Origin of the sequence: Denitrovibrio acetiphilus DSM 12809, assembly GCF_000025725.1 — a bacterium.
Classification (GTDB): domain Bacteria; phylum Chrysiogenota; class Deferribacteres; order Deferribacterales; family Geovibrionaceae; genus Denitrovibrio; species Denitrovibrio acetiphilus.
Window position 1 is genome coordinate 2,003,655 of sequence record NC_013943.1, and the last position, 23,035, is coordinate 2,026,689.

General features: G+C 43.7%; 28 protein-coding genes and 1 other RNA gene. 1 reads left to right on the forward strand and 28 read right to left on the reverse strand.

Annotated elements, in window-relative coordinates; genetic code table 11:
* Window positions 1-2: 2 nt before the first annotated feature.
* From dxs to DACET_RS16315, 27 genes are all read right to left on the reverse strand, one after another.
* Window positions 3-1,859 carry a 1-deoxy-D-xylulose-5-phosphate synthase gene (gene dxs / locus DACET_RS09565; RefSeq protein ID WP_013011174.1) on the reverse strand — a complete coding sequence of 619 codons (1,857 nt, stop codon included), beginning with the start codon at window positions 1,857-1,859 and terminating at the stop codon, window positions 3-5.
* A 3-nt stretch (window positions 1,860-1,862) separates the two neighbouring features.
* On the reverse strand, window positions 1,863-2,762 hold the full coding sequence (locus DACET_RS09570) for a polyprenyl synthetase family protein (protein ID WP_013011175.1): 900 nt from the start codon (window positions 2,760-2,762) through the stop codon (window positions 1,863-1,865).
* Window positions 2,755-2,976, reverse strand: a complete 222-nt coding sequence (xseB, locus tag DACET_RS09575; protein WP_013011176.1) for an exodeoxyribonuclease VII small subunit — start codon at window positions 2,974-2,976, stop codon at window positions 2,755-2,757. The genes DACET_RS09570 and xseB overlap by 8 nt, the downstream gene beginning before the upstream one ends.
* Window positions 2,969-4,042 (reverse strand): dual-specificity RNA methyltransferase RlmN, encoded by a 1,074-nt coding sequence (gene rlmN, locus DACET_RS09580; protein WP_013011177.1) that lies wholly within the window; start codon window positions 4,040-4,042, stop codon window positions 2,969-2,971. Before rlmN ends, xseB begins: the two co-directional genes overlap by 8 nt.
* 8 nt (window positions 4,043-4,050) lie before the next feature.
* Window positions 4,051-4,395, reverse strand: coding sequence for an STAS domain-containing protein (locus DACET_RS09585; protein WP_013011178.1), 345 nt, complete (start codon window positions 4,393-4,395; stop codon window positions 4,051-4,053).
* Between the two features lie 77 nt (window positions 4,396-4,472).
* Window positions 4,473-4,817: an STAS domain-containing protein gene (locus DACET_RS09590; protein ID WP_013011179.1), complete on the reverse strand. Its 345-nt coding sequence runs from the start codon at window positions 4,815-4,817 to the stop codon at window positions 4,473-4,475.
* 9 nt (window positions 4,818-4,826) lie between these two features.
* Complete coding sequence (locus DACET_RS09595) at window positions 4,827-5,486, reverse strand: flagellar brake protein (protein WP_013011180.1); 660 nt, start codon at window positions 5,484-5,486, stop codon at window positions 4,827-4,829.
* A 50-nt stretch (window positions 5,487-5,536) separates the two neighbouring features.
* A complete protein-coding gene (gene pyrE, locus DACET_RS09600; RefSeq protein ID WP_013011181.1) occupies window positions 5,537-6,115 on the reverse strand; it encodes an orotate phosphoribosyltransferase in 579 nt (192 codons plus the stop codon).
* Window positions 6,109-6,855: an orotidine-5'-phosphate decarboxylase gene (pyrF, locus tag DACET_RS09605; protein ID WP_244392519.1), complete on the reverse strand. Its 747-nt coding sequence runs from the start codon at window positions 6,853-6,855 to the stop codon at window positions 6,109-6,111. Before pyrF ends, pyrE begins: the two co-directional genes overlap by 7 nt.
* A gap of 191 nt (window positions 6,856-7,046) precedes the next feature.
* The gene (locus DACET_RS09610; protein ID WP_013011183.1) at window positions 7,047-7,385 is read right to left on the reverse strand and encodes a hypothetical protein; all 339 of its coding nucleotides are present in this window, start codon (window positions 7,383-7,385) and stop codon (window positions 7,047-7,049) included.
* 176 nt (window positions 7,386-7,561) lie between these two features.
* The gene (locus DACET_RS09615; RefSeq protein ID WP_013011184.1) at window positions 7,562-8,365 is read right to left on the reverse strand and encodes an RnfABCDGE type electron transport complex subunit B; all 804 of its coding nucleotides are present in this window, start codon (window positions 8,363-8,365) and stop codon (window positions 7,562-7,564) included.
* Window positions 8,366-8,374: 9 nt separating this feature from the next.
* Window positions 8,375-8,947: an electron transport complex subunit RsxA gene (rsxA, locus tag DACET_RS09620; protein WP_013011185.1), complete on the reverse strand. Its 573-nt coding sequence runs from the start codon at window positions 8,945-8,947 to the stop codon at window positions 8,375-8,377.
* A complete protein-coding gene (locus tag DACET_RS09625) occupies window positions 8,947-9,555 on the reverse strand; it encodes an RnfABCDGE type electron transport complex subunit E (protein WP_013011186.1) in 609 nt (202 codons plus the stop codon). Before DACET_RS09625 ends, rsxA begins: the two co-directional genes overlap by 1 nt.
* Window positions 9,555-10,109, reverse strand: coding sequence for an RnfABCDGE type electron transport complex subunit G (locus DACET_RS09630; RefSeq protein ID WP_013011187.1), 555 nt, complete (start codon window positions 10,107-10,109; stop codon window positions 9,555-9,557). The genes DACET_RS09625 and DACET_RS09630 overlap by 1 nt, the downstream gene beginning before the upstream one ends.
* Window positions 10,109-11,107: an RnfABCDGE type electron transport complex subunit D gene (locus DACET_RS09635; protein ID WP_013011188.1), complete on the reverse strand. Its 999-nt coding sequence runs from the start codon at window positions 11,105-11,107 to the stop codon at window positions 10,109-10,111. Before DACET_RS09635 ends, DACET_RS09630 begins: the two co-directional genes overlap by 1 nt.
* On the reverse strand, window positions 11,100-12,410 hold the full coding sequence (gene rsxC / locus DACET_RS09640; RefSeq protein ID WP_013011189.1) for an electron transport complex subunit RsxC: 1,311 nt from the start codon (window positions 12,408-12,410) through the stop codon (window positions 11,100-11,102). Before rsxC ends, DACET_RS09635 begins: the two co-directional genes overlap by 8 nt.
* A 1-nt stretch (window position 12,411) precedes the next feature.
* A complete protein-coding gene (locus DACET_RS09645; protein ID WP_013011190.1) occupies window positions 12,412-12,867 on the reverse strand; it encodes a deoxycytidylate deaminase in 456 nt (151 codons plus the stop codon).
* Between the two features lie 90 nt (window positions 12,868-12,957).
* Window positions 12,958-14,217: a serine hydroxymethyltransferase gene (glyA, locus tag DACET_RS09650; RefSeq protein WP_013011191.1), complete on the reverse strand. Its 1,260-nt coding sequence runs from the start codon at window positions 14,215-14,217 to the stop codon at window positions 12,958-12,960.
* Between the two features lie 17 nt (window positions 14,218-14,234).
* Window positions 14,235-14,687: a ribose 5-phosphate isomerase B gene (gene rpiB / locus DACET_RS09655; protein WP_013011192.1), complete on the reverse strand. Its 453-nt coding sequence runs from the start codon at window positions 14,685-14,687 to the stop codon at window positions 14,235-14,237.
* Window positions 14,688-14,922: 235 nt separating this feature from the next.
* On the reverse strand, window positions 14,923-15,831 hold the full coding sequence (nadA, locus tag DACET_RS09660) for a quinolinate synthase NadA (RefSeq protein ID WP_013011193.1): 909 nt from the start codon (window positions 15,829-15,831) through the stop codon (window positions 14,923-14,925).
* 1 nt (window position 15,832) lies between these two features.
* A complete protein-coding gene (locus DACET_RS09665; RefSeq protein ID WP_013011194.1) occupies window positions 15,833-16,606 on the reverse strand; it encodes a TIGR00282 family metallophosphoesterase in 774 nt (257 codons plus the stop codon).
* Complete coding sequence (gene rny / locus DACET_RS09670; protein WP_013011195.1) at window positions 16,603-18,162, reverse strand: ribonuclease Y; 1,560 nt, start codon at window positions 18,160-18,162, stop codon at window positions 16,603-16,605. The genes DACET_RS09665 and rny overlap by 4 nt, the downstream gene beginning before the upstream one ends.
* Complete coding sequence (locus DACET_RS09675) at window positions 18,162-18,707, reverse strand: 5-formyltetrahydrofolate cyclo-ligase (RefSeq protein WP_041229959.1); 546 nt, start codon at window positions 18,705-18,707, stop codon at window positions 18,162-18,164. Before DACET_RS09675 ends, rny begins: the two co-directional genes overlap by 1 nt.
* Complete coding sequence (locus DACET_RS09680; RefSeq protein WP_013011197.1) at window positions 18,637-19,917, reverse strand: AAA family ATPase; 1,281 nt, start codon at window positions 19,915-19,917, stop codon at window positions 18,637-18,639. The genes DACET_RS09675 and DACET_RS09680 overlap by 71 nt, the downstream gene beginning before the upstream one ends.
* A 58-nt stretch (window positions 19,918-19,975) precedes the next feature.
* Window positions 19,976-20,155: non-coding RNA, 6S RNA (ssrS, locus tag DACET_RS16015), on the reverse strand.
* Between the two features lie 2 nt (window positions 20,156-20,157).
* Window positions 20,158-20,526, reverse strand: coding sequence for a cell division protein ZapA (locus tag DACET_RS16680; protein ID WP_283804955.1), 369 nt, complete (start codon window positions 20,524-20,526; stop codon window positions 20,158-20,160).
* Window positions 20,438-20,629 (reverse strand): hypothetical protein, encoded by a 192-nt coding sequence (locus tag DACET_RS16315; protein WP_013011199.1) that lies wholly within the window; start codon window positions 20,627-20,629, stop codon window positions 20,438-20,440. Before DACET_RS16315 ends, DACET_RS16680 begins: the two co-directional genes overlap by 89 nt.
* Window positions 20,630-20,755: 126 nt before the next feature.
* Here DACET_RS16315 and DACET_RS09695 point away from each other — a divergent pair, with 126 nt between their 5' ends.
* Window positions 20,756-22,150, forward strand: coding sequence for a tetratricopeptide repeat protein (locus DACET_RS09695; RefSeq protein WP_013011200.1), 1,395 nt, complete (start codon window positions 20,756-20,758; stop codon window positions 22,148-22,150).
* Between the two features lie 201 nt (window positions 22,151-22,351).
* Here the strand turns inward: DACET_RS09695 and DACET_RS09705 are convergent, their stop codons facing one another.
* A complete protein-coding gene (locus tag DACET_RS09705) occupies window positions 22,352-23,026 on the reverse strand; it encodes an anaerobic ribonucleoside-triphosphate reductase activating protein (RefSeq protein ID WP_169304216.1) in 675 nt (224 codons plus the stop codon).
* Window positions 23,027-23,035: the final 9 nt, after the last annotated feature.

Sequence of the window (23,035 nt, forward strand, 5' to 3'; positions counted from 1 at the left end):
GATTAAATATTATCTTTTATTCTGTTTACTATCGATTCTGCGTCAATTCCTGCGATCTTACGCAGACTGGTAATATCACCATGCTCTATGAAAGAGTCGGGCAGACCGAATTTCAGCACTTTGGTGCAGATGCTGTTATCCATAAGGATAGACTGAATTTCTTCACCGGCTCCGCCTTTAACACTGCCTTCCTCGACAGTGGCAACAATCTTTGCACCACGCAGTGCATCAGCAACAGCCTTGCCGTTAAGGGGTTTAAGAAAACGAAGATTTATAAGAGTCGGATTATGCCCCTGATCTTTAAGGGTCTGATAGGCTTTATACGCTTCACAAAATATGTGACCAACAGAGACAATAGCTATCTCTTCCCCTTGATTTACAATCTGAGGTTCCCCGATTATAACTTTTTCCTGTTCAATGTCAGTATAATTACCGGCCTCACCTCTTGCATATCTGAGAGCAACAGGTGTCTCGAGGTTCTCAGCTAGTTTCATCATAGCTACCAGTTCGTAGCCGTCTTTAGGAAGCATAATAGTGAGGTTAGGCACACAGCGCAGGAAAGATATATCAAAAGCACCGTGATGTGTCGGTCCGTCAGCGCCAACCAGCCCGCCTCTGTCGAGACAGAGCACAACCGGAAGATTCTGAAGAGCAACGTCGTGTATGATCTGGTCATATGCACGCTGCATAAATGTAGAATATACCGCGACAAATGGTTTCAGACCGCTGACAGCCATACCGGAAGCCATCGTTACGGCATGTTGTTCCGCTATGCCTACATCAAACACCCTGTCCGGAAATTTCGCTTCGAAAGCGTTCAGACCTGTACCGTCCTTCATCGCTGCGCTGATGCCGACTATACGCTGGTTACACTCTGCCATTTCAGTCAGAGTCTCTCCGAATATGTCGGTATAGGATTTTGCTCCTGCCAGTTTTACAGATTCGCCTGTTTCAATATTAAAAGAAGCAACACCGTGGAACTTTGAAGGGTTATCCTCTGCCGGTTTGTAGCCTTTACCTTTTTTAGTAAGAACATGTATAAGAACAGGTCCGTCCTGACCTTTCGCATTAACCAGCGCTTTGACAATATCTCTGGTTTTATGCCCCTGAACAGGACCTATATACCTCAGCCCAAGCTCTTCGAAAAGTATCCCTGGTGTAAAGAACCCAACCATCCCCTCTTCCATCTTTTTTGCAATGGCAAGGAGTCTGGGGCCAAGAGGTTTCTCCTCAAGACGATGCTGTATCTCTTTACGGACACGGGTATAGAACTTACTCGTCATCATACTAGACAGGTAATGTGAAAACCCACCGACATTCGGACTGATAGACATTTCATTATCGTTGAGAACAACTATCATATCTTTGTCTAGCTCGCCAAGGTTATTCAGTGCCTCAAACGCCATTCCTGCTGTCATGGCTCCGTCACCTATAACAGAGATTATCTTCCTTTTGCGTCCGACAATCTCATCCGCAAGGCGCATCCCAAGACCAGCGGATATTGACGTGCTGGTATGCCCGACACCAAAAGCGTCAAATGATGACTCAGATATTTTATTAAATCCTGACAGCCCCTTAAACTGACGCAAAGAGCAAAATCTGTCCTTTCTGTCTGTAAGGATTTTATATGCGTATGACTGGTGACCAACATCCCATATGATGCGGTCATGCTCAGCGTTAAATGTTTTGAGCAGAGCTATTGTCAGCTCCACAACACCTAAGCTGGGTGCGAGGTGTCCGCCTGTTTTCGAGCAGGTATCTATAATCCTGCGCCTGACATCCTCTGCGACTCTTTCGAGTTCTTCGTATGATAATTCTTTTATATCATCAGGCAGTCTTAAACTATCCAGATATGACATTTCTTAGTTTTTTCTCTCTATTATAAATTTTGCTATCTCTCTGCATGGTTCTGCGGTTTTCCCGTAAACAGAGATTATCTCAAGAGCTTCTTCAATGAGCATTTCCGCCTTTCTGTGGGACTCTTCCAGACCGTGCAGAGCAGGATAGGTTGCTTTCCCCCTCTCCTGATCACTGCCGACATTTTTCCCCAGCTCTTCTGTTGTGGATGCTATGTCCAAAATATCGTCAACAATCTGAAACGCAAGCCCTATGCGTATTCCGTACTCACGCATACGCTTTTTATCATCCTCACTCCCGAAGCCCAGTATAGCACCCAGCTCACAGCAGTATGATATCAGCCTTGATGTTTTGTTCATATGAATAAAGTCCACAGTGGCAGAGTTAAAAACACCGTCCTCAGCTTCCATATCAGTAAACTGCCCGCCGACCATACCACGGTCACCTGCCGCGTCTGCGAGTTTATACGCTGCTTCCAGCATCTGCGCAGGTTCTACATCGGGGTTTATCTCTGCGTTGCACATAACCTCGAAAGCCTTAGTCAAAAGACCATCACCGGCAAGGATAGCCGTTGCTTCGCCGTACATTTTATGATTAGTAGGTTTACCTCTGCGGTAGTCGTCATCATCCATCGCAGGCAGATCGTCATGAATAAGTGAATATGTATGAAGCATCTCAACAGCAGCAGCAAAGGGGGTTGCCTTGTCAAAATAACCCTCGAAAACCCCGTATGATGAAAAAACAAGCGCCGGACGAAGCCTCTTCCCGCCTGCAAAAAGTGAGTACCGCATTGCATCCACAAGCCCTTTGACATTTTCGTCAGGGCACGCAACATAGGTCTCGAAAAACTCTTCAACCTTAGCACCCCAGAATTTAAGATAGCTCTGCATATTAAACTCAGACATCTAACTGCTCCGTTTCAACTTTTGAACCCTCAGCCGAGAGCACTTTATTAACTTTTTCCTCTATCTCATCAAGCATCTTGCGGCAATCTTTCCCAAGCTTCATACCGTCCTGAAACAGTTCGAGTGTCTCTTCTATATCAAGCTCGCCGCTCTCCAGCTTTTCAACTATCTCTTCCAGATTTTTGATCTTCTTTTCAAAGTTTCCTTCACTCACTGCAGTCCTCCGACTTTTGTGATTCATCATGTTTTGCTCTGAGCTGCCCGCAGGCTCCTTCTATGTCACGCCCCAGAGATTTTCTTATAAATACACCAATCTTGTTACTTATCAGATATTCCTGAAATTTCAAAGTATCTTTTTCCGAAGGCGGCAGGTAACCTGCATCTCCTCCGGAGTTATATGTTATAAGGTTTATCTTGACCTTATCAAGCCCTCTAAGCAGTTTAGCAAGTTTACGAGCATCGTCAAGAGTGTCGTTCACACCTCTTAAAAGAACATACTCAATTGTGATGCTTTTCCGTTTTTGCAGAGGGAGTTTTTTCAAAACATCCATAAGCCCGCTCAACGGATATTTATTAGAAACAGGCATTAGCCCCTTTCTGGTCTCCTGGTCTGCTGCATTCACAGAAACAGCAAGATTAACAGGGGTATCCATAGCAAATAGCTCTTCAAGCCTGTCTGTCAGTCCGCATGTTGAAAGTGTTATTTTTTTATGAGAAAAGCCGTAACCATCATCATCCAGCAGCACATTTATTGCATTCTTTACATTATCAAGATTATCAAGAGGCTCGCCCATCCCCATAAAAACGAGATTATTCAGCTTTGTGCCCTCAGACGCAAGATATTCATTCAGCCTTTTGACCTGTTTAATAATCTCACCCATAGTAAGGTTGCGCCTGAGCCCCATCTTAGCTGTGGAACAAAAAGCACAACCCATACGGCATCCAACCTGTGAGGATATGCAGGCAGTAAGACGACGCCCGTCATTAAGCACTACTGCCTCTATGGTCTCGCCGTCTTCAAGGGAAAACAAAAACTTAACAGAGCCGTCCATGGCAGACTTTCTGACATCTGCAACATTCATGACCGTAAATTTCGCCATCCCCAAGAGCTTTTCTCTATCAGCGATAGACAGATCAGTCATCTCAGCAACAGATTCAGCCCCTCTGCGGTAAACCCATTTATGAATCTGGATTGCCCGGAATTTCTGCATCCCCTGAGATATAACAAAATTCTCAAGTTCAAACTTATTCATTGAATCTAAATAGATATTTTCTGGCATGTTATCTCTTAACGAAGAAGCTTTACGGCGTCTTCATTTGTTTTCAGAATTTTTAGGATATCAATCAGACTTGTCTTTTCAAAAACGTCCCGAACTTCGTCCTGCAATGCAGTAAGAAAAAGCATTTTATCATTATTCTTAATGAGTTTAATTATCAGAACCAGCTCACGCAATCCTTCACTGTCGAGACGATTAACTTCAGAGAAATTGAGTATAAGGGCGTCAAAGTCAGACAAACAATTTTCTATATCTGCCCTGATCTGCTTACCGATAGCGGCATCTATAGCTCTTTTCGGACAGCAGACGAGTATCTTTTTCTCTGAACGTTTTATAAATTCTTTGCTAAAATCCATCTGCACTCCCACTGTCCAAAGATGCGTTTAAAGGGGTACTCATGGAAATGTAAAGATATCAGTCGTCATTATCCCCTCTATGCAAAAGACTTCATAGCGTCTTCGTTGCTCTCATGGATGCTGAAAAGCCTGTTCAGGTTTGTACTGACAAATATCTTCATAATTTCTTTATTCACACTCGTAAGGAAGAAAGATTTATTATTTTCTTTCATTAGTTTAAGTATCTGAATAAGCTCACGAAGTCCGCTGCTGTTCAGATAGCTAACCTTAGTGAAGTTTATTATTACAGCATCTATACCGGAAACTACTTCAACGGTGTATTTCTTTAGCTCTTCACCGTTATAGGAGTCCAGCTCATTTATAGGATAGAGAGTTTCAAAAAGTTTACCGCCAAATTCCGTATTCTCGCTATTAAAAGCCATATGAACCTCCTACCCAAGTAATTTTCTCATTTCTACCTGACGTTTAAACACATATTTAATTACTTTGTCACGCTCATGCTGGCTAATGCTGCAAAACTCAGTCCCAATCTCTATGTGTTCCTCAACTTTCCGGATACGCTTCGCTTCGACTTTTACCGAATCAAGCTTTTCCATATTTCCGAGAAAGAAAATCTCAAAAATATCACCTCTGGAAATGGGAGCCTCGGTAAAAACACGGCATCCGCCACCGGACATATCAAGTATCTTTGCATCAAACATCTTCTGTCTGACAATGTCCCCTTCATTTATGTCTACCATTATTTTAACAGGTAACCTTGTATCCACCCGGAAGAAAGAACGAAGTTCCTCTCTGAAAAGAACTTCCGGCTTAGTAACCTTCAGCATAGGCAGTGGATCCATAAACCTGTCTTCAACAACAGACTTAAAGCTGAGCCTCCCTCTGTCCATAACAAAAGAGATGTGCAGCTTAGTATTTGGCTTAAGAGGTATTGTTGTCCCTTTCTCCGAAGGCATGGAAACGTGCATACTTTTGCCCACGATATCATCGATGCGGGAGTCATATATACCTGTATAATCACCGACCTTCACTTCAAGAAGAAGTTTCTGGTTTATTGTCAGAAACTTATCAACTTCTGTGATTTTTCCCAAAAGAAATTACTCCTTATCCTAATGGTTGTATATATTGAATATAATATAATTTACTTAATATTTCTACTTCCAGGCTTAACAACATCAAGCCCTTTTTTACAAAGCGGGCAGTCCGCAGGGTCAAAAACCGACACGGAGAGCTGAACAAGCGGGAAAAAAGGCACATCAAACTGTGCTTCACCATTACTTCTGTCTACAAGGCAGGTTACTGCCACGACATCTCCGCCGGCAGCCTTAACTGCATCAATACACTCTCTTGTGGACTTTCCGGTTGTTACGACATCTTCCGCAACAACAACCTTCTCCCCTTTCTCCAGAGCAAACCCTCTTTTAAAAGTCATCACCTCATTTACCCTTTCGGTGAAAAGTGACCTTTTCTTTAGCTGTCTTGCAAATTCGTATCCGAATCTGATACCGCCGATGGCAGGACTCACAACAGTAGTAAATTTAACATCATACATCTGCTTTACAAGTTCTTTAACAACATCTTCGGCTATCACTGGATACTGCATAACAAGTGCAGATTGTAAAAACCTATCTGAATGAAGACCGGAAGAAAGCAGAAAATGCCCTTCTAAAAGTGCATCATGTCTCTTGTAGATCTCAATAATTTCTTCTTTAGTTAACACATTTCCTCCTGTATCTCCATTGCTGCTTTTTTGGGGTCGGCAGATTTCGTCACCGGTCTGCCTATAACAATGAAGTCTGTTCCCATATCTTTTGCGTCTTTCGGGGTAACCACTCTCTTCTGGTCATCCACAGAAGCTGTTTTAGGTCTTATCCCCGGAGTGACGGTTATAAAGTCTTTTCCAACTACATCTTTGATGAAAGGTGTCTCCTGTGCGGATGAAACAACACCGTCCATACCACTCTCTCTGGCAGTTTTTGCCAGATGAATAACATATTCTCGGCTTGTTTTAAAGCCTATTTGGTTGAGTTCCAGGTAGCTCTCATCCAGGCTTGTCAACAGCGTAACCCCTATCATAAGAGGTTTTTTTACGCTGTTTTTCAGGCAGTATTCGTTTATTTTATCCACAGTAGTGCGCATCATCTCAGGACCGCCCTGAGTATGAACATTAACCATATCTGTTTCATATTTCAGCGAAGACATAACTGCACCAACAACTGTGTTTGGGATATCGTGGAATTTCAGATCGAGAAAAATCTTTTTTTCTTTCAGTTTAAGGTATTCGATAACCTTCTGACCGTCAGCAACAAATAATTCAAGCCCGACCTTATACCAGCTTACGGCATCGTCGGCACTCTCAACTATCTTTTTCGCCGCGTCCAGATTATCAAAGTCCAGAGCAACTACTATTTCAGGTTTCATGGTAAATTTACCTCCGAATGACTTTAACAGAATTCTCATTTATTTCAACTGTTCAATGCAGGAACAAGACGCTCAAAGACCATTCTCTGCCAAGGGCAGCACATGAGTGATATCCTAAAAATGGCACTCACTTTTAAGACTGATTGAAATAACTTTTATGTGTACTGGAAATATACAGGCAGGCAGTTGTTTTACAAATTTGAAAAGCGTCCCGACAGATCAAAAACAGCTTAATGAATGTCATCAATTGATTTTGTGAGTTTAATCAGCTTTCTCTTCAGAAGCTCTTTCCTTTGTGATATCTGTTCAGAGTCCTTAACATCATCATCCAGAAGTTTTAGTCTTTCGCATATCTCTTTAATCTTTTCCGCAGCCATTTTATACTGCCGCTGCTTTCTGTCCGCTGTGGTAAGGTCAACATGGTTTATATTATGGTCGTTAGCCGTACGCACAATATCCCTGTCCAGCGAGAAAAAGAACTCGCTCATCTTATAAAATGTGCTCAGCCTGTTCATTAATGTAATTTTGTCTTCCATAAGAAGACCTTGCTTATTTGCCGGAGAATTCACAAATCACGCTCCAAAGACGTAATAATACCGTATAAAAGAACTGTACTGACCATGGTTTTCCCATATTTGTCAGAGCTCTATAAACGATTCATATGTTTTCAGGCAGTTTGTTACTATCCCGGCATGCACGACGTGGAAATCAGCATGTAATATAAATCGTCTTTTTTGCGTCGAATTTAAGTTTTTATTTTAAGATTTTTGAAATTTCTTATAGCCCCGGTAGGACAAACCCGCTCACACTCGCCACAGGCAATGCACGGAGCCGGATCTATCACTGCAAGAAAACTGTCCACATCAATTGCACCGACAGGGCATTTTTTCTCGCACATCCTACAGCCTATACAGCCGACTTTGCAAGCTTTTTTCACATCTGGTCCTTTGTCCTTAGACATACAGGCAACAACAAACGGCTTGTCTTCGGGGATAAGTTTAATTAGTTTTCTCGGGCAGGCAGCCACACATTTCCCGCATGATGTACACTTATCAGGGATAATGACAGGGATACCGTCGCTCCCCATATACATCGCATCGAATGCACATGACTTAACACAGCTCCCTTCACCGACACAAGCGTATGTACAGACTTTATTCCCGCCAGCGAGCAACGTAACACTGTTGCAGTCTTTCGGTCCGTAGTAGCTGTATTTCTCTACTCCGTTCTCGTGTCCGCCGTTACAGCAAACTCTGGCAACTTTCTTCACTCCGGCAGAAACTTCCATACCTAAAAATAATCCTATTGCAGAAGCAAGCTCTTTACCGCCTACAGGGCATGCATCAGGCTGTGCCTTCCCTGCGACAATGGCTTCTGCAAGCGCCATACATCCGGGATAACCGCATCCGCCGCAGTTCGCAGCGGGCAGCATCTCATTAACCTTTTCTATACGTTCATCTTTTTCAACTTTAAACTTCTGAGAGGCGAACATAAGCCCCAGTCCGGCAATAAGTCCTGTTACCACCATTGTTATTATAGCTGCTATCATGTTCGTCCCCTACACCAGACCGCTAAAGCCCATAAAGGCAAGGGCAAGGATTCCGGCTGTGATAAAGGCCACAGGCATTCCACGGAAATAGTACGGTATATCAGACAGATCAATGCGTTCTCTGATGCCTGCAAAAAGCACAAGAGCCAGCCCGAATCCCAGTGCTGAGCCAATGGTAAAAACAAGCATCTGAACAAAAGTAAAACCAGACTGTATGTTAAGTATCGCTGCACCGAGAATGGCACAGTTAGTTGTTATCAAAGGTAAAAATATCCCAAGTGACTGGTAAAGGTCAGGAGAGGTTTTCTCAATAACCATCTCCACAAACTGCACAAGAGCAGCGATCACAAGGATAAAAACAATCGTCTGGAGATACTGGAGTCCGAACCTGTCTAAAACCGCATACTGAACAACCCATGTGATAATACCGGCAACAGCCATGACGAAAGTTACAGCGAGGCTCATACCTATAGCGGTATCAACCTTCCTCGAAACACCAAAAAACGGACATATGCCAAGAAATCTGGCGAGAACAAGGTTATTAACAAGAACAGCGCCTATGAATATCAGAAAGAGTTCCATCACTCACCCCCTCTTTTCACACGTTTACGCTCTTCGACATAATTATACATCATCATAAGGAACCCGAGGGCTATAAATGCACCCGGAGGGAGTATCATTACTATAGAAGGTTTAAAACCTGCGCCAAACAGATCGAATCCCATGATTGAGCCATTACCAAGCACTTCACGGACACCGCCCAGCACCATAAGAGCCAGTGTAAACCCAAGCCCTGTTCCAACCGCATCCATAATCGAACGTAGTAAGCCGTTCTTAGAGGCAAAGCTCTCCGCACGTCCGAGGACTACACAGTTCACTACGATTAAGGGGATGAATAATCCCAGAACCTTATGGAGCTCATGAACATATGCATTCATAACAAGATCAACAACCGTAACAAAGCTCGCGATAATCACAATATATGCAGGTATGCGCACCTTTGCAGGGATCATATTCTTAACCAGCGACACCACAGAATTAGAACCAATAAGAACAGCGGTGGTAGCAAGCCCCATAGCTATACCGTTTATTGCTGAAGTGGTAACTGCAAGGGCGGGACAAAGCCCCAGTACCTGCTTCATAACCGGATTATTACCAAAAATACCATTGGTGAAGGTTTTAAGAGACATTATTCACCCTCCACAACATAACGCCCAAGAAAATCAAGGGCAGAATTTACCGCCTCACATACCGCTCTAGGCGATATCGTGGCTCCGCTGAATTCATCTATTTCGCCTCCGTCTTTTCTGACGGAGATATTAGAATCCTGATCAAGTCCCACAAAAGAGCTCTTCCACTGGAGGTCTTCTATCTTATTGCCGAGCCCTGGTGTCTCAGCGTGTTTAAGTATTTCTATGCCCAGGATATCCCCCTTCGGAGCAACACCAACCAGAACAGTAATGTCACCGGAATAACCTTTGGGAGATGTTGACTGAACAGCATATCCGAATACTTCGCCGTCTCTACGCCCGACATATACCTTTTTACCGTCCATCTCTTTGAAATCTATATCGGGTTCATTATTGAACCCAGGCAGAACAACTTTAAGTCCTTTAAGGAAATCTTTTCTGTACTCCTCTGCAATTTTATCCTTTGTACCTGCATAAACCCCAGCAAGGATCACAGACGATATAGCTGTGATTATCGTAAGCACTATCACCATATTTATCGGAGAGTTTTTCATTATGACTTCTCCCCGAAACTTTTAGGTCTCATATAATTATCCAAAAGGGGTACGAATGCGTTCATAATCAATATGGCAAATCCGACACCTTCAGGGTAGCTTCCAAACAGCCTGATCACAACAGTGATAAGACCGCAGCCGAAACCGAAGATTAGCTGAGCCCTCTTAGACATTGGTGAAGTAACATAGTCGGTAGCCATGAAAAATGCGCCAAGCATAACACCACCGCTAACGACATGCATAAGCGGATTGATGGTCATCTCAGGCGCTATGCCCCAATAAATACCTGTCAGTACAAATACCGTCCCGATAAAAGATACAGGTATGTGCCAGCTTATAATTCTCTGCTGTAAAAGCACAAGCCCGCCAATAAGAACCAGCAGAGCCGAATCTCCGCCGAGTGAGCCGCTGACGTTACCAATAAGCTGGTTTGTGAGAGGAGCAATATTCCCAGCGACAACATGTCCTTGCGACAACAGATCCGCTTTCATAGAACCAAGTGGAGTTGCCGTTGAAACAGCGTCAAACACAAGACCGTTCTTAACTGTCTGGGGAACAATCCAAGCAGTCATCTCCGCAGGCCATGCAATAAGCAGAAACACCCGCCCCACCAGAGCAGGGTTAAAAGGGTTTTGCCCAAGACCGCCGTAAACGGCTTTGCTTATGACTATCGCAACAAAAGACCCTATGAGCATCAGCCACCATGGTGCACCGGCAGGCATATTCATAGCCAGCAGAACACCGGTGAGCAGTGCAGAATTATCTTTTATCTGGGTTTTTCGGTGTGAAATTTTATCAAAAAGGTACTCAAAAGCGATGCAGAAAAATATGGTAACCAAATACCCTTTGACCGCATAGTGTCCGTAGTAGTATATAGAACCTATCACTGACGGCATCAGAGCCGCCACAACAAGCATCATAACAACATTAGTAGTCATCGGGTCACGGTCGTGAGGAGAGAAGGTTACGAGTAGTTTTTCAGCTTTAGCGTCAGCCATTTTTCTTCTCCTCTCTCGAACGCAGGATTCCTGCTACTATCCGTTTCGATGTTTTAAATCCGCCTGCAAGAGTTCTTCTGGAAGGACATACATAGCTACAGCAACCGCATTCGATACAGTTCATAACGTGCCAGTCAGCAAGGGATTCGTACATCTCTTTGACAACAAATCTATCCATAGCGGAAGGTACAAGCCCCATAGGGCAAGCCTCAATACATCGTCCGCATCTCATACATTTATATTGCGTAAGGTCGGGCATGTCCTCGTCACGATAGACAAGTATACCGCTGGTTCCTTTCATCACAGGGGTGTCCAGAGACGTAACGGCAAGCCCCATCATAGGCCCGCCCATAATAATTTTTTTCGGTTTGCCTGTGAAGCCTCCGCAGTGTTCAATCAATTTCGATATCGGAGTTCCAACACGAACAATCAGGTTTTTAGGCTCTTTCACAGCGCCCGTAACGGTTACCATCCGCTCAAAAAGCGGTTTCTGACGCTCCAAGGCATCATAAATAGCTGCACAGGTACCTACGTTATGAACGATAACACCGACTTCCATCGGAAGCTGTCCTTCGGGCACGACCCTGTTCAGACAAGCTTTAATCAGCTGTTTTTCGCCCCCCTGAGGATATTTCACTTCAAGCTCAACGAGTTCGAAATTGTATTCCTGCTCGTACTTTGCAAATTCCTCTATGGCGTCAGGCTTATTTTTTTCAATGCCTATTATTAATTTCTTTAATTTAAGATTATCCCTGATCAGGCTTGCGCCTTTGATAACATCTTCCGTCCGCTCCAGCATTATTCTGTGGTCACAGGTAAGATACGGCTCACATTCTGCACCGTTTATCAGAAGGGTATCAACATCTTTCGGAGGTGACAGTTTAACATGTGAAGGGAATGTCGCTCCCCCCATTCCGGCTATGCCTGCAAACATCACAGATTTCTGAAATGATGTATTGCTGTCCAGAGGCATGAATTCATCCGAAAGTTCTTCGACTTCTATACTGACACCGGGGACACGACCGCTGACAGGGTGCGGAACAGTACCTATTGCAACTACTTTCCCAGTTACAGAGCTGTGAATTGTGGTGCTGATAAATCCGGATGCCTCGCCAATAGGTTCACCCGTTTTTACCTGCTGATTCTTTTTTACTAAAACTTTTGCTGGCGCACCAATATGTTGTGCAAGAGGGATATGAACTACCTCTCCGGCTGCCAGCGGCAGAACTTCCGCTGGTTTAGACTGAGTGGCAGTCTTATTATATTTGGGGTGTATGCCGCCATTGAATCCGAAATACGGCATATCAGATCTTTCCTTTAGGCTCGTACTTTATAAGCTGTATTTTCTTTTCATAGAACATCTCTTCCGCAAGAGGATCAGAATAGTCCAGTTCGTATACAACCTTGATTATGCCGGAGTTGCATATCATCTTTGCGCAGATTGAGCAGGGTTTTGTGTTGCAGTAGAGCACCGCACCGTTGATACTTATACCGTGATATGCCGCCTGAATTATAGCATTCTGCTCGGCATGAAGCCCTCTGCAAATTTCATGTCTCTGTCCTGACGGGATTTTGAGCTGTTCACGCAGACACCCTGTCTCTTCGCAATGGCGAATACCGCTCGGCACTCCGTTGTAGCCTGTGGCAAGTATATGCCTGTTTTTCACAATAAGAGCTCCGACCTGCCTGCGGAGGCAAGTTGACCGCTTCTTAACTACGTTGGTCATCTCAATAAAATAATCATCCCAGTCAGGTCTCATAAGTCATCTCCTAAGGAACCTGCGGCAATGACGGTTTCCCGCCGAAAAGGTCAGACCCCGAAAAACATAGCATCCGGGGTCATTGATAGACTAATAGAGTTTCCCTTTATAAAGGGGAAAATTACCGCAAAGTTCAATGATTCTGCCTTTCGCATCTGCGATTTTAGCATCATCGTTTATATTGTCGAGAACATCTGCAATTGCGTTACCGATAATCTCCATCTCTGGCTCTTTCATCCCGCGGGATGAAACGGCAGGAGTACCGATACGCACACCGCTTGTAATAAACGGGCTTCTTGTCTCGAAAGGTATTGTGTTTTTGTTCGCTGTGATATTAGCTCTGCCAAGTGCTGCTTCAGCGTCTTTCCCTGTAATATTCTGTTTTGTGAGGTCTACAAGCATAAGGTGGTTGTCTGTCCCGCCTGACACTATTCTGAAACCTCTATCCGCAAGTACACCGGCAAGTTTTTTAGCATTGACTGCAATCTGTTTCTGATATTCTTTAAACTCATCAGAAAGTGCCTCTTTAAAAGCAACAGCTTTCGCAGCTATCACATGCATAAGAGGTCCGCCCTGTGAACCTGGGAAAATTCTGGAGTTTATCTTCTTAGCCAGATCCTCATCATTAGTGAGAATAATCCCGCCTCTCGGCCCTCTGAGGGTTTTGTGAGTTGTGGATGTCGTGATATGAGCATAGTCTGTGGGGCTAGGATGTACTCCGGCAGCAACAAGACCGGCAAAATGTGCCATATCCACAAGGAGATATGCGCCGACCATGTCTGCTATCTCTCTGAAACGTTTGAAATCTATTATACGCGGATAGGCAGAGGCCCCCGCAACAATAAGCTTAGGTTTGTGCTCTTTGGCAAGTGCCTCGAGCTGGTCATAGTCGATGGTCTCGGTCTCTTTGGTTACACCATAGGAGACTACATTATAGAGTTTACCTGAAAAATTAACAGGGCTTCCGTGAGTCAGGTGTCCGCCGTGAGAAAGATCCATCCCGAGGATAGTGTCCCCAGGCTCAATAAGGGCAAAATACGCAGCCATATTAGCCTGACTTCCCGAGTGCGCCTGAACATTTGCATATTTAACATTGAAAAGTTTTTTAACACGCTCTATGGCAAGTTTTTCTGCGATGTCAACAAACTCGCATCCGCCATAGTATCTCTTATCGGGATATCCCTCTGCATATTTATTTGTCAGCACAGACCCCTGCACTTCCATAACAGCCGGAGAAACAAAATTCTCACTGGCGATAAGTTCAACGTGAGTTTCCTGTCTTTCAACTTCCTTCATCATAGCGTCATACATTTCAGGATCGAATCCCTTTGTCAGTTCATAAAGTCCCATTTATTTCACTTCCTGTTTTACTTCCAGCTTTCCGCTGCAAGAGCGTCGAGCTTATCTATGCGCCTCTGGTGTCTTCCGCCTTCAAATTCTGTTTCAAGAAAAAGGTCTACCATATCCTTCGCACGGTCTATGGTTGTAATTCTACCACCAAGAGCCATTATATTTGCGTCATTATGTTGTCTGCACATCTTAGCTGTATACGCATCGAAGCAGAGAGCACAGCGCACCCCTTTGAACTTGTTGGCAGCTATGGATATCCCTATCCCTGAGCCGCACATTATAATGGCACAGTCAGCTTCGCCATTGGTAACAGCAACAGCCGCCTTCGCGCCGTATTCAGGATAATCAACAGATTCGCCTGAATTAGTACCAAGATCCAGAATGTCAAATTGTTTTGATTTAAGATATTCGATTATTTCATCTTTGAGCTGGACGCCACCGTGATCAGCTGCAAGCGCTACTTTTTTCACAAAAAACCCCTATACATGTTCTAAAATAGCAAACATGCTTTATATTTTTATATATCAAATAGTTGCTTCAGCATTTGGTAAAGTTGAGCGTGCCAAAAAAACTATGCCATATGAAATTTTAAAAATAATAGCATAACTGTTCTAAAATTCAACCATATATATCAGATTATACTATATCTGTTATTGCAATTTAACATATCAGATATTTTATTACCAATACTGAACAAATTATATCTTACTCATTTCTAGGTATGGCAAGCATCCTTTCAATGCAGGTTACTGCTTTTCTGCTTACTTCTGCATCAACAGTTATCTCATTGCTCATATTCAGAAGGCAGTCATAGACATTCTTCAAAGTTGTCTTTTTCATATTTTTACATATGAAAGAATCGTATGCAAAGAGAAACTCTTTGTCAGGGTTTTCTTTTCTTAGTCTATAGCCAACCCCAACCTCAGTGCCTATTATAAACTGTTTTGCGCTGCTTTGTTTGCAATAGGAGTATAGACCTGATGTGGAACAGATATGGTCTGCCATATCGACAACTGCCGGTGGGCATTCCGGATGTGCTACAAATTCAGCATCAGGATATTTGGCTTTCATCTTTTCTATCTGTTTTGGCGTCAGTCTGTTATGTATCGGACAAAAACCGGGATAGAGGATTATCTCTTTATCTGTAAATCTGGACACATAGTGCCCGAGATTCTTGTCAGGAACAAATATTATCTTATCTGTATCAACACTTTTAATAACATTTACAGCGTTACCTGATGTACAGCAAAGGTCACTTTCTGCCTTAACTTCCGCAGTTGAGTTAACATAGCAGATTGTAGTTGCACCAGGGTGTTGAGCCTTGAACTCACGCAGTTTAGCACCGGTAATCATGTCTGCCATGGGGCAGCCGGCGTCAAGGTTCGGCAGAAGAACAGTCTTTTCAGGTGCGAGCATATGAGCTGTTTCAGCCATGAAATGCACTCCGCAAAAAACTATAACTTTGTTGTTGGTTTTAGAAGCCTCTATGGAAAGTCCAAGTGAATCGCCAACGATATCAGCAATTTCCTGAATGTCATCGATCTGGTAATTGTGAGCAAGTATCACTGCGTCTCTTTCTTTGGCTAATTTTTTAATTTCAGCCTTGTAATCCATGTCAATCTCCCGAACTTATTGACAATCTTTTAAAATCACTAATTGTGAGATTGTCGTCATACTCGAAAAACAGGGCATTAAACATCATTTCCCCCCGCTTTTCAACCTCAAATTTCCTCGGCATACCCTTTATAAATCTCTCGATAGGGGCTTCTTTTTCCATCCCTATCACAGAGTTAAGCGCGCCGCACATCCCCACATCAGTCTGAAAAAGTGTTCCCTTCGGAAGCACCCTTTCATCTGCCGTCTGAACATGAGTGTGAGTGCCGACAACAGTGCCTATTCTGCCGTCAGCATAGAAAGCAAAAGCTGCTTTCTCGCTTGTAGCCTCGCCGTGAAAATCCACCATTACAAACCCTTCCGCCTGTGAGCGCAGCTCGTCAAGCTTCCTGAAAGGACAGTCTGAAAGACCCATGTAAACCCTTCCGATAAGATTTATAACAGTAAACTTTTGTCCGTTTTTTTCAATAGAAATAACACCTTTGCCGGGTACTCCTTCCGGCAGGTTAGCAGGTCGGATGAGATAATCCATTTTATGTATAGACATTTCTGTCTCTCTGTTATCCCATATGTGGTTGCCAGTAGTCATGATGTCAATGTCAAGCTTACGCAATTCTTCATAAACTGCATAAGTGATGCCGAAGCCGCCAGATGCATTTTCAGCATTGGCGACTATTATGTCCGGCATATATTCGCGGCGAACCTCAGGCAGAAAGGTTTTTACTGCCTTCCTGCCGGTTCTGCCTATTATGTCTCCGATGTGGAGTATTCTCACTTTGCGTAACCGACCGCTCTGGCTTCCCTGATGACAGTAACTTTTATCTGTCCCGGATAGGTAAGCTCGTCTTCGATCTGTTTGGATATGTCTTTTGAAAGAGTTATAAGCCTTTCATCATTAACTCTTTCCGGCTCAACGATAATGCGCACTTCACGTCCAGCCTGAATAGCGTAGGACTTCTGTACACCGTCAAAGCCTGATGCGATGGATTCAAGGTTTTCCAGACGCTTAATATAGCTTTCCAGAACCTCTCGCCTTGCTCCCGGACGGGAAGCAGAGATAGCATCCGCAGCCTGCACAAGCACAGCCTCGATACATTTAAACTCTTCCTCACCGTGGTGGGATGCGATGGCGTTAAGAACCCGCCAGTCCTCTTTATGTTTTTTAGCAACTTCGACACCGATCTCAGTGTGAGAGCCCTCAGCTTCGTAGTCGATAGCCTTACCGATATCGTGAAGGAGACCGGCACGTTTAGCTATCTTTTCATTAAGTCCAAGCTCCGCAGCCATGAGACCTGTTATTTTGGCAACCTCAATGGAGTGTCCGAGAACGTTCTGCCCATAAGAGGTTCTGTATTTCAGTCTACCGAGCAGACGGGTGATCTCTTTGCTGACGTTGTGCAGTCCGAGGTTGAAAAGAGCTTCCTCGCCAACTTCGAGTACATGTTTTTCAAGCTCTTCTTTAGCTTTGTTGTATACTTCTTCGATTCGTGCAGGGTGGATACGTCCGTCAGACACAAGTCTTTCCAGTGTCATTTTGGCTATCTCTCTGCGGAATGGGTCGTAAGAAGAGAGGATAACCGCTTCCGGTGTGTCATCAACAATAATGTCAACTCCGGTAACACTTTCAAATGTACGGATATTACGCCCCTCACGTCCGATAATACGCCCTTTCATCTCATCACTAGGCAGTGCAACCACTGTCACAGTTATCTCTGAGATGTACTCTGGAGCGCATCGCTGAATAGCAGTGGAAATGATACTTCTGGCTTTTTTATCAGCCTCGGATTTTGTTTCCTCTTCCATCTCGCGCAGTGTTCTTGCAGCTTCAAGCTTCGCATCGTCAACCATCTGTTCAATGAGCATCTGCTTAGCTTCTTCGCTTGTCATGTTTGCAATCTTTTCAGTCTCCATAATAATGTTCTGTTTAAGTTCGTTAACACGTTCTCTGGTAGCATCAATATCCTTGAGACGTTTTTCAATGTCTGCATCTTTCTGAACGAATCCTTCTTCTTTGCGTTCGATTGCATCGAGCTTTTTATCGAGAGATTCTTCTTTCTGAATAATGCGTTTTTCCTGTGCTTTGAGGTCATTTCTTTTTTCACGGACCTCTTTGTCAAGTTCCTGTTTTCCTTTGAAAATAATGTCTTTCGACTCAATTTTAGCTTCTTTGAGTATTTCGTCAGACTCTCTTTTCGCTTTGCTGATAATATCTTCAGCGGTTTTGTTCAGTTTCTGGTTTTCGGCATCATTGCGTTTTTTCTGGTAAAACATACCGACGAATGCGCCAATAACAGCTCCGGCTACCACTAGTAGATAATAAGTGACTCCCATTAGCTGTTCCTCCTGTATATATCATTCTCGGTTACAAGTACGTCCACGGGAATGTCATGCGGTTCATGGTCAAAAGAATCAAACAACTGACACTCAAAAGCAAAACCTGCAATAATCCCGAAACGTACCGCCCCAAGGAGCCTGTCATAATATCCCTTGCCATACCCAATCCTATGAAGCGCTCTGTCAAAAGCAACACCGGGTACCACGGCAATGTCTATATGTTTAAAATCAGTGCATTCCACAGGCTCCTGAATCCCGAATGCACCGGATGAAAGACTAGCCTCTCCCTTATAAGAGCCTAATTTAAGCTCGTCCCCGCTAACAACGGGAAGATAAACAGTCTTCTTCATTCCGTAAAGATACTTTATCAGTGAGTGTGTTTCCACTTCACTTTTAAAGCTGCTGTAAAGCAGATAGCTGTCAAAGTCCCCAAATTCCTTCAGAAACCTTTCTGCTACCGCATCAGACATTTTATTTATCTGATATTTTGCAAGAGTAGCCCTTGTCGCAAGAGCAGCCTTTCTCGCCTGCTTTTTTTCCATAGGTTTTCTCTTTGCCCCACAACCTTTTAAGCCTTTCAGAAATTTTCATTTCAAATCCAGCATCAGACGGGTCGTAAAATACTTCGTCAGTGCCGGAGTAGTCCTGAACAACAAATCCGCCATGATCAAACGGATAGTGATAACCTTTCCCCTCAGTCCGAAGCGGATAAGGGACATTCGGCGTATTGTTCTCCAGATACTCTTTCACCGCCCACATAGCCTTATAGCTCCTGTTGCTTTTGGGACAGGACGCCAGATAAGTGATTACATGAGCTAATATAATGTCTCCCTCCGGTCTGCCAACTGCCTGAAAAGCGCTATAAGCACTCTGGGCAAAAACAAGTGCATCGGGGAAAGCATTTCCAATATCTTCTGAGGCGGATATTAGAAGTCTTCTGAATATCGCCTCCGGCTCCATACCGCACTCAAGCAGTCTGAAACACCATAAAGCTGCTGCATCAGGGTCTGTTCCCCTAATGCTTTTTATCATAGCAGAGAGCATATCATAATGCTCGTCTGCGTTATATCTGCTGTCTGTGGTGTGCTCAAGAGCCTTACTCACCCCCAGATGCAGTACATCGTCTTTAAAGCTGCCGTTGACAGCAGAAAGCTCCAGCACAGAGAGGAATCTTCTTCCGTCTCCGTCAGATGCTTTTACAAGTCTGTCGAATTCGTCATCAGTGCAGACGACATCATCAGCCTTGTATCTCTCCTTAAAATACAGCTTAACTTTTTCGAAAAGTTCTTTAAGGTCAGGCTTTTCGAGGCGTTCAAGACGGAAAACAAAACTCCGTGAACGCAGAGGCTGTATTAAATTGTGATAGGGGTTTTCAGTTGAAGCTCCGATAAGCTTGGCGAGACCGGAATCTATCATGTTCAGCAGAAGAACCTGCTGTGTTTTGTTAAATCTATGGAGTTCATCCACAAAAACCAAAACCGTCTTTCCGGCATGTCTGGCAGATTCCATAATCTGTTTAAGGTCGCCAGACCCGGCAGTTGCAGCGTGAAGGCTGAAATACGGCATATTCAGATGTTTGCCTATGATCTCCGCAAGTGTTGTTTTCCCTGTCCCAGGAGGTCCCACAAGAACCACCGAGTCGAATCCACCATCTTCGACCATTTTTCTGAATACCGAGTCAACACCAATAAGATGCTTCTGTCCGGCTATATCGTCAAAGGCGCGAGGCCTAAGCTCTTCGAGAATCTTCATTATCTATCGTAAACCCCATAGGGTATTTCAGCTCGGCAAATGCCGAACTAATCTATAAAAAACCCCCGCAGACGCCGTCGATATAGTCCAATTGTAGCCCTTTTATAAGGGCGGAGGAATCACGAGTACTTTAGGCTCCCTGCTCAAGGCAGGTTTGCACACCATACAAAGTATCATCCCCCGGTCTTGGAGTGTTGGCTCCAATTTTCCTATATCATCACGAACGCCGCAGGGGTAGTCTTATGCTGTCTTATCTATCATTTCTATAACTTTGCTGAGGCTCTCGCCTTTCTCGTCCTGAAGCAGAACACAGTCCGCTGCAAAACTGAAAGCTGCCATAACAGCAAGTTTTTGTGTATCCGGAGCATTTGCCATACGCTCAATTTCGTTCATCTTTCCGTTGAGCAACTCGACAACTCTGTTTACAAAATCTAAGTCCTTGTCGGTCTTCATAAAGTACTTCATGCCCCTTATGGTGACCTTATATTCATTGACAGGCACTAAAAGCACCCCGCTGCTTTTAAAGTCTGCCGAGCAGGTCTTCGACCTTTGCCCGAACAGCCTCTTTTTGTTCGTTAATTCTCCTGTTCTCTTCGTGCAGTTCGGCATTTTCAGCCTGCAGCTGCATGTTCTTCTGCTGCTCTTCATTTAACCGGACGAGCAGTTCGTCAATCTTGCTACTTAAAATATCCAGTTTCTCAAGAAGTTCCATGACATTTTTATTACTATAATTTTAAACTTAAGTCAATCAGATTGAAAACAAATTATATGTGTGCACCTGTTCACCTGATTGTGTTTTTTGCTGGCTAAACAGGGTTTTCGATGATATTATAGCATTATGAGAAATATTGCTTTTTTAGTAATTATAATAGTTACTGTGGCTATTGCCGTTTCCTGTAACGTTCAAAACTCTGCTGACTCCGATGGGAGCAAAGAACAAGTCAGCGAAAAACAGGATACCGGCAGTGTTGAATCAAAAGGTTTGTTCAACAAAATAATCAAACATGACAATGACGATATCCTCACTAGAATCAACAAATTAGAGGAGCAGCTCAACCAGAGAATTGACGGCATAAACGTCAGTATCGATAATCAGGAAGTGCTAACCAAGCTAGACGAAATCAAACTAACACACGACAAAGACATAAGCGACATTAACACCGCTATTTTAAATAGCGACAGCAAACATAAAGCTCTTTTTTATCAATTACTTGGAGCTATCTTTGCATCTATGACTGCGCTCTTGCTTGTAATCATGCTGGTATACAGGTATCTCAAAAAATTCATAGCTGAATGCCTGATCATCTACTCACATAAAAACAAACAGTCTAACACAGCAGAAGATATTCACGCTTCGGATTTAGAAGAAAATACTATAATTTCTTCTGTAAATAAAACCGCAGCAGAACTTAACTCTAAAATCAATGATGCAAAATACCTATTTGACCCGGAGAAATCTCTCAAACTCGACAACTCGCAGAGAACAATGCTCAGTGAAATCAACACGGAAAGTGCCTTCCTTAAAAAAGCAGGCTACGAGATATCCTCTAAGCATAAATATCTTACAGCTCTTGAGAAGGTTAATGACAAAAATTACACTGAGGCTGGTCAGATACTCGATGAAATCAAAACTTCAGATGATACATTCGGGTCAGCTTTCTTTCTCTCAGGATATATAGCATATGTAGCTCGTAAGTATGAAACCGCCATAGAAAGCCTCCGCAGAGCATGTGAGCTGGAGCCTGAAAATGCAGCATACCTTGTCAGCTACGGAAACGCATGTCTGAAAGAGAAAAAATATGATGACGCATCCCAAGCTCTTAAAAAAGCAGTTGAAATAAAACCTGATGATGCCTCTGCATGGAACAACCTTGCTCACTCCTATATAGTTTCTGATAAAATTGATGACGCTGTCATGGCTTTCAGCAAAGCAACAGAGCTGAAACCTGACTTTCACGAGGCGCTTCATAATCTGGGGCTTGCTCTGGGTAAACTGAAACGGTACGAAGAAGCGGCTGACGCATTCACCAAAGCTATAGCGGTAAAAGATGATAAACACGAGTCCATGTACAACGCAGCATGTGTTTATGCACTGCTAGGCAAGCGTGAAGGCGCCCTCAGCAACCTCAAAGCAGCAATAGCCATTCAGCCCGAGTACGCGGCAAAGGCTAAAAAAGATAAAGATTTCTCAAGCTTTAAAAATGACGATGAGTTCAACGCAATAACAGGATAGATGAATAAACTATTCACGGCATTAGGAATCGCAGTGCTCGCTCTGCTCTTTTACAGAGTAACGAAGGGCACTGTGACCCGTGTCGTGCACATGATGCACCAGCGGGATATCAGAAAAACTCAGCGCCCGTCCCCAGTCAGAGACAAATGGTTTGCTATATGGCTTCCAATCATAATTTTTATTGGTATTTTCCTGCTACTGTTAACTGTCAAATGAATTACGGTACTTAACATCATATTTATCGAACATTGCTCTTATTAAGGCGTGTTCATCAGGAGAAAGGGATATATCAAATCGTTTATCCAGCCACCTTCCATTGCGGACAGGAAACTGAACAACCAGCCCCGCATCGCTCAGACCAGACACCACACTTTTAACATCATCTTCATCAGGAACCTTCCAGAGTGTATGCCTCACCTCAAAACCAACCTTATGCTCACGCAGGACGTCTATTGTTTTGATAAATTTATCAATACCGTAGTTACTGCGGGTTATCTCTTTAACATCAGAATCGTTAAACGCCTTAAGATCAACAGAAACAAAATCCGCCAGCCCTTCACCGCAGACTCTTTCCAGCCTACCGGGATAACTGCCGTTTGTATCAAGCTTCACAAGGAAACCACGATCTTTCAGCGTCCGCAGAAATTCCGGCATATCTGGTAAAAAAAGGGGTTCACCGCCTGACACGGCAACCCCTTCGATATCTTTCCCTTCCAGACTGCTGAGGAATTCCTCAAGCCTGTTCTCTCCCAGAGCGCTGTTGACCAGTTCAGGATTGTGGCAATATCTGCATCGGAGGTTACACCCATTAAAGAATGCAACAGAAGATATCACCCCCGGATAATCAATCAGGCTCACAGGGATGAAGTTACTCAAAAATAGATC

Coding starts and splice junctions, on each gene's coding strand:
- dxs (WP_013011174.1), bottom strand. CDS start 1,859: ATGTCATATCTGGATAGTTTAAGACTGCCTGATGATATAAAAGAATTA.
- DACET_RS09570 (WP_013011175.1), bottom strand. CDS start 2,762: ATGTCTGAGTTTAATATGCAGAGCTATCTTAAATTCTGGGGTGCTAAG.
- rlmN (WP_013011177.1), bottom strand. CDS start 4,042: ATGCCAGAAAATATCTATTTAGATTCAATGAATAAGTTTGAACTTGAG.
- DACET_RS09585 (WP_013011178.1), bottom strand. CDS start 4,395: ATGGATTTTAGCAAAGAATTTATAAAACGTTCAGAGAAAAAGATACTC.
- DACET_RS09590 (WP_013011179.1), bottom strand. CDS start 4,817: ATGGCTTTTAATAGCGAGAATACGGAATTTGGCGGTAAACTTTTTGAA.
- pyrF (WP_244392519.1), bottom strand. CDS start 6,855: ATGAGAATTCTGTTAAAGTCATTCGGAGGTAAATTTACCATGAAACCT.
- DACET_RS09615 (WP_013011184.1), bottom strand. CDS start 8,365: ATGATAGCAGCTATAATAACAATGGTGGTAACAGGACTTATTGCCGGA.
- rsxA (WP_013011185.1), bottom strand. CDS start 8,947: ATGGAACTCTTTCTGATATTCATAGGCGCTGTTCTTGTTAATAACCTT.
- DACET_RS09625 (WP_013011186.1), bottom strand. CDS start 9,555: ATGTCTCTTAAAACCTTCACCAATGGTATTTTTGGTAATAATCCGGTT.
- DACET_RS09630 (WP_013011187.1), bottom strand. CDS start 10,109: ATGAAAAACTCTCCGATAAATATGGTGATAGTGCTTACGATAATCACA.
- DACET_RS09635 (WP_013011188.1), bottom strand. CDS start 11,107: ATGGCTGACGCTAAAGCTGAAAAACTACTCGTAACCTTCTCTCCTCAC.
- rsxC (WP_013011189.1), bottom strand. CDS start 12,410: ATGCCGTATTTCGGATTCAATGGCGGCATACACCCCAAATATAATAAG.
- DACET_RS09645 (WP_013011190.1), bottom strand. CDS start 12,867: ATGAGACCTGACTGGGATGATTATTTTATTGAGATGACCAACGTAGTT.
- glyA (WP_013011191.1), bottom strand. CDS start 14,217: ATGGGACTTTATGAACTGACAAAGGGATTCGATCCTGAAATGTATGAC.
- nadA (WP_013011193.1), bottom strand. CDS start 15,831: ATGGATTACAAGGCTGAAATTAAAAAATTAGCCAAAGAAAGAGACGCA.
- rny (WP_013011195.1), bottom strand. CDS start 18,162: ATGGGAGTCACTTATTATCTACTAGTGGTAGCCGGAGCTGTTATTGGC.
- DACET_RS09675 (WP_041229959.1), bottom strand. CDS start 18,707: ATGGAAAAAAAGCAGGCGAGAAAGGCTGCTCTTGCGACAAGGGCTACT.
- DACET_RS09680 (WP_013011197.1), bottom strand. CDS start 19,917: ATGAAGATTCTCGAAGAGCTTAGGCCTCGCGCCTTTGACGATATAGCC.
- DACET_RS16680 (WP_283804955.1), bottom strand. CDS start 20,526: ATGCCGAACTGCACGAAGAGAACAGGAGAATTAACGAACAAAAAGAGG.
- DACET_RS16315 (WP_013011199.1), bottom strand. CDS start 20,629: ATGGAACTTCTTGAGAAACTGGATATTTTAAGTAGCAAGATTGACGAA.
- DACET_RS09695 (WP_013011200.1), top strand. CDS start 20,756: ATGAGAAATATTGCTTTTTTAGTAATTATAATAGTTACTGTGGCTATT.